The 12,900-nt window shown below is 68.9% G+C and carries 14 protein-coding genes; 8 read left to right on the top strand and 6 right to left on the bottom strand.

Going from position 1 to position 12,900, the window contains the following annotated elements:
- Positions 1-176 precede the first annotated feature (176 nt).
- The 4 genes from ACQPZZ_RS34605 to ACQPZZ_RS34590 all read right to left on the bottom strand — a co-directional run bounded on the left by ACQPZZ_RS34605 (position 177) and on the right by ACQPZZ_RS34590 (position 4,332).
- Entirely contained in the window at positions 177-707 is a 531-nt protein-coding gene (locus ACQPZZ_RS34605) for a hypothetical protein (protein WP_432926048.1), read from the bottom strand.
- A gap of 749 nt (positions 708-1,456) precedes the next feature.
- The gene (locus ACQPZZ_RS34600) at positions 1,457-1,927 is read right to left on the bottom strand and encodes a hypothetical protein (protein ID WP_432926046.1); all 471 of its coding nucleotides are present in this window, start codon (positions 1,925-1,927) and stop codon (positions 1,457-1,459) included.
- Positions 1,928-2,632: 705 nt separating this feature from the next.
- Positions 2,633-3,271, bottom strand: a complete 639-nt coding sequence (locus ACQPZZ_RS34595; RefSeq protein WP_432926044.1) for a hypothetical protein — start codon at positions 3,269-3,271, stop codon at positions 2,633-2,635.
- A gap of 419 nt (positions 3,272-3,690) precedes the next feature.
- The gene (locus ACQPZZ_RS34590) at positions 3,691-4,332 is read right to left on the bottom strand and encodes a hypothetical protein (RefSeq protein WP_432926042.1); all 642 of its coding nucleotides are present in this window, start codon (positions 4,330-4,332) and stop codon (positions 3,691-3,693) included.
- A 412-nt stretch (positions 4,333-4,744) separates the two neighbouring features.
- Here ACQPZZ_RS34590 and ACQPZZ_RS34585 point away from each other — a divergent pair, with 412 nt between their 5' ends.
- Both ACQPZZ_RS34585 and moeZ read left to right on the top strand, forming a co-directional pair.
- On the top strand, positions 4,745-5,659 hold the full coding sequence (locus ACQPZZ_RS34585) for an alpha/beta fold hydrolase (RefSeq protein ID WP_363646934.1): 915 nt from the start codon (positions 4,745-4,747) through the stop codon (positions 5,657-5,659).
- Positions 5,660-5,757: 98 nt separating this feature from the next.
- Positions 5,758-6,936 carry an adenylyltransferase/sulfurtransferase MoeZ gene (gene moeZ / locus ACQPZZ_RS34580; protein WP_432926040.1) on the top strand — a complete coding sequence of 393 codons (1,179 nt, stop codon included), beginning with the start codon at positions 5,758-5,760 and terminating at the stop codon, positions 6,934-6,936.
- A 68-nt stretch (positions 6,937-7,004) separates the two neighbouring features.
- Here moeZ and ACQPZZ_RS34575 read toward each other — a convergent pair whose 3' ends face one another.
- Together ACQPZZ_RS34575 and ACQPZZ_RS34570 are read right to left on the bottom strand one after the other, a co-directional pair.
- Positions 7,005-7,316, bottom strand: a complete 312-nt coding sequence (locus tag ACQPZZ_RS34575) for a winged helix-turn-helix domain-containing protein (RefSeq protein WP_363646932.1) — start codon at positions 7,314-7,316, stop codon at positions 7,005-7,007.
- Complete coding sequence (locus tag ACQPZZ_RS34570) at positions 7,316-7,783, bottom strand: hypothetical protein (RefSeq protein ID WP_432926037.1); 468 nt, start codon at positions 7,781-7,783, stop codon at positions 7,316-7,318. Before ACQPZZ_RS34570 ends, ACQPZZ_RS34575 begins: the two co-directional genes overlap by 1 nt.
- Before the next feature lie 146 nt (positions 7,784-7,929).
- Here ACQPZZ_RS34570 and ACQPZZ_RS34565 point away from each other — a divergent pair, with 146 nt between their 5' ends.
- The 6 genes from ACQPZZ_RS34565 (at position 7,930) to ACQPZZ_RS34540 (ending at position 12,842) form a co-directional block, all read left to right on the top strand.
- Complete coding sequence (locus ACQPZZ_RS34565) at positions 7,930-8,649, top strand: hypothetical protein (protein ID WP_432926035.1); 720 nt, start codon at positions 7,930-7,932, stop codon at positions 8,647-8,649.
- Positions 8,643-9,908 carry a S8 family serine peptidase gene (locus ACQPZZ_RS34560; RefSeq protein ID WP_432926033.1) on the top strand — a complete coding sequence of 422 codons (1,266 nt, stop codon included), beginning with the start codon at positions 8,643-8,645 and terminating at the stop codon, positions 9,906-9,908. The genes ACQPZZ_RS34565 and ACQPZZ_RS34560 overlap by 7 nt, the downstream gene beginning before the upstream one ends.
- Before the next feature lie 9 nt (positions 9,909-9,917).
- Positions 9,918-10,892, top strand: coding sequence for a hypothetical protein (locus ACQPZZ_RS34555; protein ID WP_432926031.1), 975 nt, complete (start codon positions 9,918-9,920; stop codon positions 10,890-10,892).
- Complete coding sequence (locus tag ACQPZZ_RS34550) at positions 10,886-12,064, top strand: S8 family serine peptidase (protein ID WP_432926029.1); 1,179 nt, start codon at positions 10,886-10,888, stop codon at positions 12,062-12,064. The genes ACQPZZ_RS34555 and ACQPZZ_RS34550 overlap by 7 nt, the downstream gene beginning before the upstream one ends.
- A gap of 101 nt (positions 12,065-12,165) precedes the next feature.
- The gene (locus tag ACQPZZ_RS34545) at positions 12,166-12,534 is read left to right on the top strand and encodes a hypothetical protein (protein ID WP_432926027.1); all 369 of its coding nucleotides are present in this window, start codon (positions 12,166-12,168) and stop codon (positions 12,532-12,534) included.
- Entirely contained in the window at positions 12,531-12,842 is a 312-nt protein-coding gene (locus tag ACQPZZ_RS34540) for an MGMT family protein (protein WP_432926025.1), read from the top strand. Before ACQPZZ_RS34545 ends, ACQPZZ_RS34540 begins: the two co-directional genes overlap by 4 nt.
- Positions 12,843-12,900: the final 58 nt, after the last annotated feature.

Here is a 12,900-nt window from a genome sequence, read left to right as displayed (position 1 = left end):
CCCGTTCAGGCCGCCGTCGCTCGATGAGCGAGCGGCCGGCCGGTCGAGGAACGTGTCTCTGCACTCAACGGCGCCAGTCCGTGTGCCGGGATTGGAGACCTCGTGGGAGGTTCTCCGGATCCGTCACCTTGCGGAACGGGCGCGATCGTCTCGCAGGAGCCGCTGGACCTGCCTTTTCAGTTCACGCGGTCGTTGTTGTTGTTGTTCCACCAGTTGTTGTCGTTGCAGTTCCACCAGTTGTTGTTGTTCCACCAGTTGTTGTTGAACCAGGTGTTGTCCTTGTTCGTCTTGTCCTGGAAGCCGATCGCGACGTCCTTGGCGACGAGCCCGAAACCGGAGAAGTCGTCGCGCCGGTCGGCGAAGGCCCCCTGGTTCCAGAAGCTCTGGTTGTTCCACCAGTTGTTGTTGTCGTTCTGGTTGAAGTCCTGGTTCTGGTTGTTGCGGTCGAAGTTGTTGTTGTTGTTCGGGCTGAAGAACACAGGGAAGACGTTCTCCCGATCACCGCGCTCGCCGATTCCCCGGTTGCCCTGGGCGATGCCGCCCGTGCTGTCGTCGACGCCGTTGGCCAGGCCGTCCTTGACGATGGGACGGTCCACGTCGACGTTCTTGGAGTCGGCGACGGCGGCACCGGCGGCCAGGGCGAGCACGCCGCCGGCGGCGGCGGTGCTGAGCGCGAGACCAGCGATGATCTTGTGGAGCTTGGACATTCGTGTCCCCCTTGACAGGATTCAGTATCCCTGAATTTGTTTAGGGCATTTCTGAGAGAAATGTCCTTTGGGCTCTTGATTGAGCCCCAACTTCCTGTGCTGTCATGATTTCCAGCTGGCTGGCCCGACAAACGGTCATCTAAGCCTTTTGATCACTAGTTAGACTCTTATGAACTGACTTAGAGACATTAGAAGAGAAATGTCTCGATTGACCGATTTCCGGCAGGGGTGGTCGCGTTCGGAACTCGGCGGTGAGACGAAAACGGGGGGCGGCGGCCTGAGCTCCTGGGCATGGTGAGCGTCGTCCCGCCCGCGTTCCGCTGCCGCATGGCCGCGGCCCATCCGGCGGGGCCGGGAACGGCGTTCCGGAGGGCTGTGCGCTGTCCGGAACCTGTGCGCGAATCTGTCGATTCCGGCTGCGCACCTGAGGCTGTGCGTCTGAGGCTGGTCACCTGGGGGCTGCGCGGCCTGAGGGCGGCCCTGGGCCCTGCCCCGCCGTACGGGAAAAAAGTCAGGGCTCCGGCGAGAGTCTCGCCGGAGCCCTTGTCTCTGCTGGATCGAACGGCCGTTCCCGGAGCGTGGAGTGCTCACAGAGCTTTCGACGCCGTGGGAACGTGACTGCGCCTCAGGGCGCCGTTCTCCTGTCAAGGCGGTGGAGGACGGTGTAACCGGCCGTTTCAGTCATCCCTTCACCTGGCAGGATTCCGAGCGGCGCGGTCGTCTCACGGGCCGTCGCCGGCCCCGCCTTCTCAGTTGCAGAAGTTGTCGTTGTTGTTGTTGCACCAGTTGTTGTTCTGGTTGTTGTTGAACCAGTTGTTGTTCTGGAACCAGCCGTTGTTGAACCAGTTGTTCTCGCGGTTGGTCTTGTCGCTGAAGGCGATCGTGGCGCACGGGCCGACGATGGCGAAGTTGGAGTCGCTGTCGAGGTTGTCGCAGAACGCGCTCTGGTTCCAGAAGCTCTGGTTGTTCCAGAAGTTGTTGTTCTGGTTGTTGTTGCACCAGTTGTTGTTGTTGCAGTTGTTGTTGTTGAAGGGCTGGCAGTTGTTGTTATTGTTACAGTTGAAGGGAACGAAATTGTTGTTGTTGCAGGGCATGCCGCCCATACCGAAGAAGCCGTCTCCACAACCGGCGCTCGCAGCCGTGGCGCTCATGGCGATCGCGCCCCCGGCGATCGCGGTGCCGAGTGCGAGGCCGGCGAGAACGTTCTTGAACTTGGGCATTGCTGTCCCCCTTGAAAGGATTGGAATTCCCCGCATCCTTCGATATTTCTCACTTGGAGATTCGAGAGAAATATCTCTATGGCCCCCGTGGGCCGGGTTCCTGCGATACGTTGATGTCCGGCGGCGTCACCTGACAAACGCCCCTCTGTAGCCTTTGATCGCCTATTAAAGCTTTATGGTGCGACTTAGAGTAATAAAGGGCGACTTGTCCCGAAATGTCCGATTTAAATGTGGGGTGCCGGATCCGCGGAAGCGGCGGCGCGAGCGTGGTGGCAGGCCTGCGAGGAGGGAGCAGCCGGGAGGCGCGCGGTCTCAAGCGACGCGTTCGAGGGGCCTTGCGAGAGGGCCTCGGGAGAGGGCCTTGGGGCGTTTCGAGGGGACATGGAGCACGGCCGTGGCGGGCCGGGCCCGGCGGTGGCGGCCCACGGGCGGCCCGGGAGACGTGACTGCGGGCTCCGCCTGGGGTGGGGTGGGTGGGCACAACCCCGGAGGCCGGCGGCTGAGGGAAACCGGGCCTGGACGACGAACCCTGGGAGCGGGCGCGGTGAAGAGCGGCCGAAATGGGGGAGACGAAACAGTGCCCGTGCTCACGAGGGGCGCGAAACTTCACCCCAGGCGAGCACGGGCACATCTATCCGGCAGCCGGGCCGACGGCCCGAGGCTCAGCGCGACCGGTCATCCCGGCCATGCGAAGGACGCCACGGATCAGGGGATGGGCGTGTACCCCGGACGCTCGTAGTCGTCCTGCCAGTAGCCGCCCTTCTTCTTCTTCTCCTTCTCCTCTTCCTTCTTCTTGATGTCGGCGTCGACGTCGATGTCGACATCCTTGGTCTTGGCCTCCGGGTTGACCTGGGTGGCCGTGTTCGTGCGCGGGTCGGCCTGCGAGGACTGGTCCTGCCAGGGCCGGTTGTGCAGCTGGTTGTAGTCGCTGGTGTTGGTGTACGGCAGCGTGGAGTTCTGCGACCACTGGGAGTTCCACGGAACCGCGGCGGAGCCGTTCGACGACTTCTGGAACGGCGTGAGGACGAGCGTGAAGTCACGCAGCAGGAACTGGCTCTGGTTCTCCGACTGACGAGCGTGCTGCCACTCGTGGTTCTTGTTCTTGTTCTTGTTCTTGTTCTTGTTACGGCCCTTCTGCCCCTGGGCCTGCCGGTTGGTGTTGTAGTTGCGGTTGTAGCTCGGCCGGACGTAACGGACACCGCCGGACGGAGCAGGAATGTATCCGCCCATAACGGTCGCTGCGCTGGCCGTGCCGACGGTGGCGACGCCACCGAGCACGATGGCCGCGCCGCTCAGCGCGGTGCCGAGGGCGAGGGCCCCGGCGATGTTCTTCAACACGGACATCTGGGTGTTTCTCCTCTGAATATCGCGACCCCGGCCCGGTCCGGCGGGGGACCAGGGCGGGTGGTAGTGGGTTCGGCGCCGTCGTGTGTGACGCGGCGCGATGCGTTCGCCTGGCACCGGCGGTCCTCTCCTCGAAACACGCCGCCGGTGCTCTGCTCTCTCAACTGCTCTCTCAGCTGCTCGCTCGACCGCGGACGGAGCGGCGGACGCGGGTGGCGCCGGTGCCGTGTCTCACGGTCATCCGGTCGCCGCCCGTTCCGCGGGCGGGTGTGTCCGCCGCTCCGCCGATCGAGCGTGTCTCCCGTCGCTCGCGGGCCGCGGCTCAGGTGAGGCCGCCGGTCACGAGCGCGGGTGGCCGTCGGCCGGTGCGTTACCCGCCGTGGCCGGGACGTTCACCGAGGCCGTTCGTGCGGATCCCGTCAGGGCACGATCACGGGCTCGTCGCCGCGGTCGTAGCCGCGGTCGTAGCCGTGGTCGTAGCCGTGGTCGTAGCCCTTCTTCTTCTCCTTCTCCTTCTCCTTCTCCACGTCCACGTCGATGTCCGCGTCGATGTCCTTCTTCTTGATGCGCGGGTTGACCTCGGTGGCCGTGTTCGTCTTCGGCTGGGCCAGGGAGTCCTGGTCCTGACGCGGGTTGTTGAACTGGTCGCTGAAGCTGTTCGTACGCGTGTACGGGTACGACTGCGTGTTTCCGTACTGCCAGTTGTACGGAAGCGCCCGCGCGTCGGTGTCCGTCTTCTGGAACGGCGTGAGGACGAGCGTGAAGTCACGCAGCAGGAACTGGTTCTGGGCCTGGTTCTGCCGCTCGTGCTGCCACTGCTTCGTCTTGTTCTTGTTCTTGTTCTTGTTGCCGTTCAGCGCCTTGTTCTTCTGCCGCTGCCCGTTCCGGTTGCGGTTGTAGTTCACGTAGGGGTAGTAGCCGCCGCCACCGCCCACGTAGCCGCCCGTGACGGTCGTGGCGTTCGCGCTGGTGGCGGCGACAGCGGTACCCAGGGTCACGGCACCACCGGTGAGCGCGGCGCTGATCGCGAGGATCCCGACCAGGTTGTTGAACTTGGGCATTTCATGTCCTCCTTGAAGGATTGTTGCCCCGACACTCCGGCGTTTTCCAAGTCGTTCGGAAAATGCCCTTACTGATGACCCTTGGTGGATCATCCCTGCATTGTCTTGTTTTCCTCGCCGTCCGAGCGACAAACGGCGATCGGCGGCTTTTGCCATTCACTTATCGCTTTATTGGCATCGTTGACACCGATAGGAGTGCTTTAGTCCGGATTGTCATTCATATCCGCATTTCGAAATGTCCGAATAAGGGTGATATTGGCTCTATGTCGCTCTCGCCGAACGGGGTGAACCCGGATGATCGATCCCACGTCCCACGGGTAGCGGGAGTGCCCGCCGAGGTGACGTACGGGCGGGGTTATCGTCGAGAAACTCGACGCGAACGAGGCGAACGAGGCGAAACAGGGGAGGACGTGTGGGTGACGAGCCGATTCCGTCGTGGCCCGGCCGGCTCATCGACGTGGGGGGAGCGCGCATCCATGTGCGGACGACCCCGGAGGGGCCGCCCGAGACCGCCGTGTACGTGCACGGCCTGGCGGGCTCGGCGACCAACTGGACCGACCTGATGGGCGAGCTCGCCGACGAGGTGCGCGGGGTCGCGGTCGACCTGCCCGGGGCCGGCTACTCGCCGGAACCCGTGGACGGCGACTATTCGGTCCCCGCCCACGCCAGGGCGGTGGCCGGGCTCGTCGAGGCGCTGGGAGAGGGGCCGGTCCACCTCTTCGGCAACTCCATGGGCGGCGCGGTCTCGGTGCGGGTCGCGGCCACGCGGCCCGATCTCGTCAGGTCGCTGACGCTGGTCTCGCCGGCGCTGCCCGACCTGCTGCCGAGGTACGGACCGGCGCGGGTCGCCATGTCGGCCGCTCCGCGCCTGGGAGAGCTGGCCGTGCGCTGGCTCAGCGCGCTGCCGCCCGAGCGGCGCGTCCAGGCGACGCTCAGCATGTGTTACGCCGACGCCGGGCGGGTCCACCCGGAGCGGCTGCGTGAGGCGGTGGAGGAGCTGCGCCGCCGCGACGGGCTCCCGCACGCGGGCGCGGCCATGGTCGGATGTGCCCGCGCGATCGTGCGCGAGTACTTCCGCCTGGGCCCGGACAACCTCTGGCGCCATGCCGAGCGGGTCACCGCGCCCACCCTCGTCGTGTACGGCCTGCGCGACCGGCTTGTCCACGCCCGCATGGCGCATCGGGCCGGACGGGTCTTCCGTGACGTGCGACTGGTCACACTTCCGCGCGCCGGCCACGTGGCACAGATGGAGTATCCCGAGCTCGTTGCCCGGGAGGCACGCCGTCTGCTGGCCTACACGAGGACGCCCCTGCGCCGAACAGCGTGATTGGGGAATGCGGGGCCACCCCGGTTAAGTTGTGAGAAGAGCTTGTGATGGGCCCATGGAGCCGAGCGCGACATTGGCACGAAAACGGGAGTGGAACTGTGTCGTTGCCACCGCTGGTAGAGCCGGCAGCAGAGCTGACGGTTGACGAGGTGCGCCGCTACTCGCGCCACCTGATCATCCCCGACGTCGGCATGGCGGGTCAGAAGCGCCTCAAGAACGCCAAGGTGCTGTGTGTGGGCGCGGGCGGGCTGGGCTCTCCCGCGCTGCTGTACCTGGCCGCGGCCGGGGTAGGGACGCTCGGCATCATCGACTTCGACGTCGTGGACGAGTCGAACCTGCAGCGTCAGGTGATCCACGGGCAGTCGGACGTGGGCCGTCTGAAGGCCGAGTCGGCCGCCGCGAGCGTGCGTGAGATCAACCCGCTGGTCAACGTCGTCATTCACAACGTCGCTCTCACGACCGACAACGTGATGGACATCTTCTCCGGCTACGACCTCATCGTGGACGGCACGGACAACTTCGCCACCCGCTACATGGTCAACGACGCGGCCGTGCTGCTGGGCAAGCCGTACGTGTGGGGGTCCATCTACCGCTTCGACGGGCAGGCGAGCGTCTTCTGGGCCGAGTACGGGCCGTGCTACCGCTGCCTCTACCCCGAGCCCCCGCCGCCGGGCATGGTCCCGAGCTGCGCCGAGGGCGGCGTGCTCGGCGTGCTGTGCGCGTCGATCGGCTCGATCCAGGTGAACGAGGCCATCAAGCTGATCACCGGCGTCGGCGAGCCGCTCGTCGGCCGCCTGATGATCTACGACGCCCTCGAGATGAAGTACCGCGACGTCAAGGTCCGCAAGGACCCCGAGTGCCCGCTGTGCGGCAAGAACCCCTCGATCACCGAGCTGATCGACTACGAGGCGTTCTGCGGCGTGATCTCCGACGAGGCGCAGCAGGCCGCCGCGGGCAGCACGATCACCGCGGCCGAGCTCGAGGCGATGCGCGAGCGCGGCGAGGACATCATGATCATCGATGTCCGCGAGCCGAACGAGTACGAGATCGTCAACATTCCCGGCGCGGTGCTGATCCCCAAGGGCGAGTTCCTCAACGGCTCGGCCCTGGAGGGGCTGCCGCAGGACAAGAAGATCGTGCTGCACTGCAAGTCGGGCGCCCGCTCGGCCGAGGTGCTCGCGGTCCTGAAGAACGCCGGCTTCTCCGACGCCGTCCACGTGGGCGGCGGCGTGCTGAGCTGGATCAAGACGGTCGACCCCAGCCTGCCGACCTACTGATTCACCACGACCACGGCGACGGCCGCCGCCTCATCACGAGGCGGCGGCCGTCGCCGCGTTGAGCGCCCTTATGCGCGTTTGTCCGGAGTGACGCTGAGACCGCTGGGTGCGACGATGCGCTGCAGGTTCTCGACGTACGCGGTGAAAGCCGCCCGTCCCTTGTCGGTGAGCTTGAACCACGTCTTGGGCCGCTTGCCCACGTAACCCTTGCGCACGGCGACGTAGCCGGCGGCCTCCAGCGCGCTGCCGTGCTTGGACAGGACCGAGTCGCTGACGCCGACGGTGTCGCGCACGAACCCGAACTCGGCTTCCTGTGCGGCGGCGAGCAGCGAGACGATCTGCAGCCGGGCGGGGGCGTGGATGACCGGGTCGAGCTCCATCAGCGACCGCTCTCCACTCGGCGGGCCATCCGGTCCGAGATCCACCGCGCGACGAAGGGCCCGGTCGCGGCCATGAACACCGTCATGGCGAGGGCGCCGTACGTCCGCCCGTAGGGCACCTCCGCGAAGGTGAGCCAGAACGTCAACGCTATGTCGAGGGCGATGGAGCCGACGAGCCACACCGCGAAGGCGACGGAACCGGACCCCGTCATCAGGCTGCGGTGCGCCGACATTTTGCGCCTGCGCACCATCAGGAAGGCCAGGATGACCATGCCGGTGAGTAGCACGAGCCCGCCACCGATCATGACCGGGATCGGGGTGCCCGGCTCGGTGACGAACTGGCCGCCGGTGACGAACACGCCGACGCCGGTGGTGTACCAGTGGGGGAACCAGGGCTCCGACCGCAACGCCTTCGCCTGGGTCCGCCGGATCGTCGCCAGGCTCTGTGCCGCTTCTTCGGGGTTCATTCGCGTCACCACCTCTTTCCATCTAGGAAAGTACTTTCTACTTTCCGTAGCGTCAAGTACTTTCCGGAGGCATTTGTGGGGATGACGGGTGGTAGGTCGCGTTAAGGTCACTGGAGGAGGGAGGCCGTGACGGGAACGGAGGCGCAGTGGGCGAGACGCGGACCTGGCCGGCCGTGGCCGTGGCCACCGCGATCACCGTCATCTGCGCGATCGCCGGCGGTATCGCGGCCAGCGCCGCCGTCGCCGAACTGACCAGAGGGCCGAGCGCCGCCGAGCTGCGCGAGGCCCGGGCGGCGGAAGTGGCGCTGCGGTGGGAGCGCTGGCCGGCCGGCCGGATCTTCCCCGCCACCCTGCCCTACACGAGTGAGCAGGGCGGGCGTGAGCAGGCGCGGCGGGTGGGCATCTCCCCGCGCACGGACTGCCGCGGCGCGGTCGACTCGGCCATCGCCGGCCAGATGAAGGACGCCGGCTGCCGGGCGATCCTGCGGGCCACCTACCTCGACGCCCTCCAGGGCATCGTGGTGACGATCGGCGTGGCGGCCTTCCGCGACGAGCTCAAGGCGCGCTCGGCCATCCCCATCTTTCCCAGCGACGGGTCGGCCGCCCCCGGGCTGCGCGCCCTCGCGTTCCCCGGCACCGTGACCGACCGCTTCACCGCGAGCGGACGCCAGTCGCTGGTCCTGCGTGCGGTCGGGCCGTACCTCGTGATGACGACGGCGGGGCAGATCGACGGGCGTCCGGCCCGTGCGCTCGGGGAGCAACGGGAGACGATGTTCTCGTTCACCGAGGACCTGGCCGAGGAGGTGGCCGCGAGCCTCACCGCCCCGGCGTCGCCCGACTGCGCGGCCAAGGAGTGGCAGTGCTGACCGCGCTCCGGCGCAGGGCCCTGGCCGCGTCGTCCGCCGCGGTGCTCGCCCTGTCCGGCGGCACGTTTCTCGTTCCGGTTCCGGCCGGCGCCGACGACGTACGGCTCAGCCAGCAGGACGTGCTGCGCACCCTCGACGTCGACGACGCCTGGCGGCTGACGAAGGGCGGCGGCGTCACCGTCGCGGTCCTGGACTCCGGGGTCGACCCCGATCACCGCGACCTCGCCGGATCGGTCGTCACCGGGAGGGACTTCACCGCCGGCGCCAACCCGCGGGGGGTGCAGCCGGTGCGCCTGCACGGCACCTACATGGCCTCGCTCATCGCCGGGCACGGGCACGGCCCGGACGGCGCCGACGGCATCATCGGCGTCGCGCCGGAGGCCAGGGTGCTGTCCGTGCGGGTGATCCTGGAGGACGAGGAGCCCGGGTTCCGCACGTTCAACTCGGACGCCCGTTACGAGGCCGTGGTCGCCAAGGGCATCCGGTACGCCGTGGACCACGGCGCCGAGGTCATCAACATGTCGCTGTCGAAGGACATGCCGACGAAGGACGAGCGTTCGGCGATCGCGTACGCGATATCCAAGGGCGTCGTCCTCGTCGCCGCGGCGGGCAACGAGGGCGCGGGCAAGCGGACCGCGCCGTACTCCTATCCGGCGGCGATCCCCGGGGTGATCTCGGTGGCCGCCGTCACGTCCACGTTGCGACGCGCCTCGTTCTCCAACCGCAACTCCTCGGTGATGGTGGCAGCCCCGGGCGTCGACGTCCTCGGGGCCGGGCCGGGCGACGAGTACTGGGTCGGCCGGGGGACCTCCCAGGCGACCGCGCTCGTCTCCGGCGTCGCCGCGCTGATCAAGTCGCGCCACCCCCGCATGTCGCCCGCCCTCGTCGCGCAGGCGCTCACCTCGTCGCCGGACCACCGGGGGCCGTACAACATCGGCACCGGGTTCGGGGTGGTCAACGCGTACCGGGCGCTGAGCGTGGCGGCCACCCTCTCCCGCCATCGCACGACGGCGTCGGGATCGGGCGTGCAGAGCCCCTCGCGTCCCGTCCGTTCGTCCGCGAACGACCACGACCCCATCGTGGTCGTACGGCGCGACACGGGGACGATCCTCCTCTACGGCGGCATCGCGCTCGGCGCCTTCTCCGGCTCGGGCGCGGGCCTGGCCGTCCTGCTCGTGCTCGCGCGGCGGGCGCGCAGACGGCAGGAGGAGAACGACGCGCTGCCGCCGGCTCCTTGGCCGACGAGGCTGCCGACGTAGCATCGGAGTATGCCGCCCGAGCAGCCCCGCATCCCGCCGACGGCACGGACGCCGTCCGGCCTCCGGCAGGCCGGCCTCCGGCAGGCCGGGCTCAGGCAGGCCGGGCTCAGACGGGGCAGCCTGCGGGGAGACGGCCGGACGGCTCCGGGGGCACCGCCGCTCGGCGCGTCCGCCCGCCGGACCCGGGCACGGACCTGGACGGGGTCGAAGGGGCGGACCGCCGCCGCGGAGGCGGCCAGGGAACGGGCCGAGCTCGAGCGCGGCATCCGCTTCCGCTCGCTCTACCTGACGATCATGGGCGTCGTCCTCGCCGTCGCCGCGGTCAACGTGCTGCTGGGGTCGGTCGGGTTCATCAAGGAGAACAGGTCCCGGCCGCTCACCGACGCCGAGCGCGCCCGCTATGTGGCCGAGGACGTCGCCAGACGGTGGCGTGCCTGGCCCGCCGGGATGGTCTTTCCCGAGGAGCTTCCGTACACGGCGCTCGGCCGCGCGCAGCAGTACGCCCGCCGGGTCGGCATCGCCCCCGAGGCGGCGTGCGCGGCGGCGGTCGACGCGCCGGTGGCGTCCGTGCTGCGCAAACACGGCTGCCGGGCCATGCTGCGCGCCACCTACGTCGACCAGACCTCGACGTTCGCCGTCACCGTGGGCGTCGCCGTGCTGCCGGGCGAGCAGGCCAGGACCGACGCGGCGGGCGAACTGCCGGTGGACGACCGGGTGGGCGTACGGCCGATGGCCTTCCCCGGTACGGTCACCGACACCTTCGGCGCGGCCCAGCGCCAGCGCACCGGATGGGTGGGCGCGGGGCCGTACATCGTCTTCTCCGCAGTGGGGTACACCGACGGAAGGACGCGTGCCTCCGTCCCCCTGGAGGAACAGGTGAACAGCGAGATGTGGCCCGTGGCCGAGACCGTGGCCGGGCGCATCGCGCGTGCCCTCGCCGAGCCCCCGGACGTCCCCCGCTGCACGCAGGGGAACGTGTGCTGAGGCCGGCCTCCGTCTGCGCGGCGCTGACGGCCGTCCTCCTGGGGACGGGGCCGGCGGCCTGGGCCGCGGCGCCGGCGCCCGGCGGTGAGGACGGGCAGTGGGCGCTCCACGCCGTCAACGCCGCCGCCGCGTGGAAGGTCAGCAAGGGCGCGGGCGTGACCGTCGCCCTGCTCGGCGGCGGCCAGCCCGACACCGGTGTGCCCGAGCTGAGCGGCCGGGTCGAGCGGGGGCCGGACATGACGGGCACGACGTTCGACGACGAGACGATGAGACCGGGCGACGACGTGACCGCGCTGGCCTCGGTGATCGCGGGAAACGGGCGCGGCGGGGGGATCTCCGGGGTCGCGCCGCAGGCGCGGGTGCTGTCTTTGCCCGTGACGGCGGCGGGGCCGGGGCAGGGCGGCTCCGCCGGTCCCGAGGGCCCGGCGCGTGAGACACAGGACAGCCCTCTGGCCCGCGGCATCCGCTACGCGATCGGCCGGGGGGCCAAGGTCATCTGCCTGCCCGTCCCGGCGTACGGCGTGGACCGCGTGGAGCGGGACGCCATCTCCTCGGCGCTGGCGAGGGGAGTGGTGCTCGTGGCGGCGGTGGGGGACGCGGGCAGGTCGCCCTACGCCAGGCAGAACGGCACCTCCTACTGGGCGTTCCCGGCGGGCTACCCCGGAGTGGTGGGGGTCGCCGCCGTCGACCGCCGGGGCGCCAAGACCGCCGGCAGCAGCGACAACCTCTCGGTCCTGGTCGCCGCGCCCGGGGACCGGGTGCCCGTCGCTCTCGCCGGGGGCCGCCATGGGACGGTGTCGGGGACCGGAGTGGCCAGCGCGATCGTTGCGGGAACTATCGCGCTAATTAAGGCGAAATATCCTGATCTGCCGCCGGAATTGGTGTCGCGTGCTCTGACGTCGACCTCCCGTCCCCACCCGTCGTCGGGCTACGACGACAAAGTCGGATTCGGAGTGGTGGACGCGGCGGCGGCCCTGCGAAAGGCCGGGGAGCTGACCGGATACGGCCCCGCCTCCGCGGTGCGGGACGACGCGCACTTCGGCAAGGGCCCGGTCTCGCAGGGGCCCGCGCGCCCGGGACCGGATCCGGTTAGGCTCTGGATCTACGGCATCGCCGTTCTGCTCGGAATCGGCGGTTTTTGTGCCGCCGCCGTCGCGCTCATCCGCCGGTGATCACATGTTGGCCGCCGTTTCGCTGCATTTCGGACGCGGTACTCCCGATGTTCGTGTTTCCGGTGACACAGCCGGGTCAAGTTTCGCTAAGGTCGCGGCTCATGGGGTACGAGCTGCGCGTAGAGCGTGAGGCACCGCTCGCCTACGCCGAACTCGCGAGCGTTTCGGCGCAGGCCGGATTCGAGCTGCGCGGGTCGCACGAGGCGAGCGAGATCGTCGCGCGCCACGGCGACTCCGTGCACCCGGTCGCGACCTGGTCGGGCCGGCTCTCCGGTCAGCCGGGATCGGACTGGCAGGTCGCTCAGCTGGCCCGTCTCACCGACCTCATGGGGGCCCGGCTCGTGGGCGAGGACGGCGAGGCGTACGGCATCAGGAACGGGGTCGTCGAGCAGATCAACGGATCGTCGGTCTACGAGTTCGGCAAGCTCGAAGAGATCCTCGCCGCCGGGCCGGCCGAGTGGAGCGCTTGAAAGACGGCCGCGGCCAGCCGCCGCCGTACGCCGAGCGGGTGCTCGACCTGGTCGAGCGGATCCCTCCCGGCAGGGTGATGTCCTACGGAGACGTGGCCGAGTATCTCGGCGAGGGCGGCCCCCGGCAGGTCGGCCGCGTGATGTCGCTGTGGGGCGGGGCCGTGCCGTGGTGGCGGGTGATCCACGCCGACGGCACCCCAGCGGCCGGTCTCGAGGCCGAATGCCTGGCGCGGTGGCGCGAGGAGGGCACTCCGGTCCGCGGCGCGCGGGCCGACATGCGCGCGGCCCGCTGGGACGGCCGCGCCTGACCGCCGAATCGTCTCCCTGATCCCTAACCGGATGAATGACAAACCGCTGTGTGATCGG

This window comes from Microbispora sp. CA-135349 (assembly GCF_050947365.1).
Taxonomy (GTDB): Bacteria; Actinomycetota; Actinomycetes; order Streptosporangiales; family Streptosporangiaceae; genus Microbispora.
This window is presented reverse-complemented; position numbering and strand designations above follow the sequence as displayed.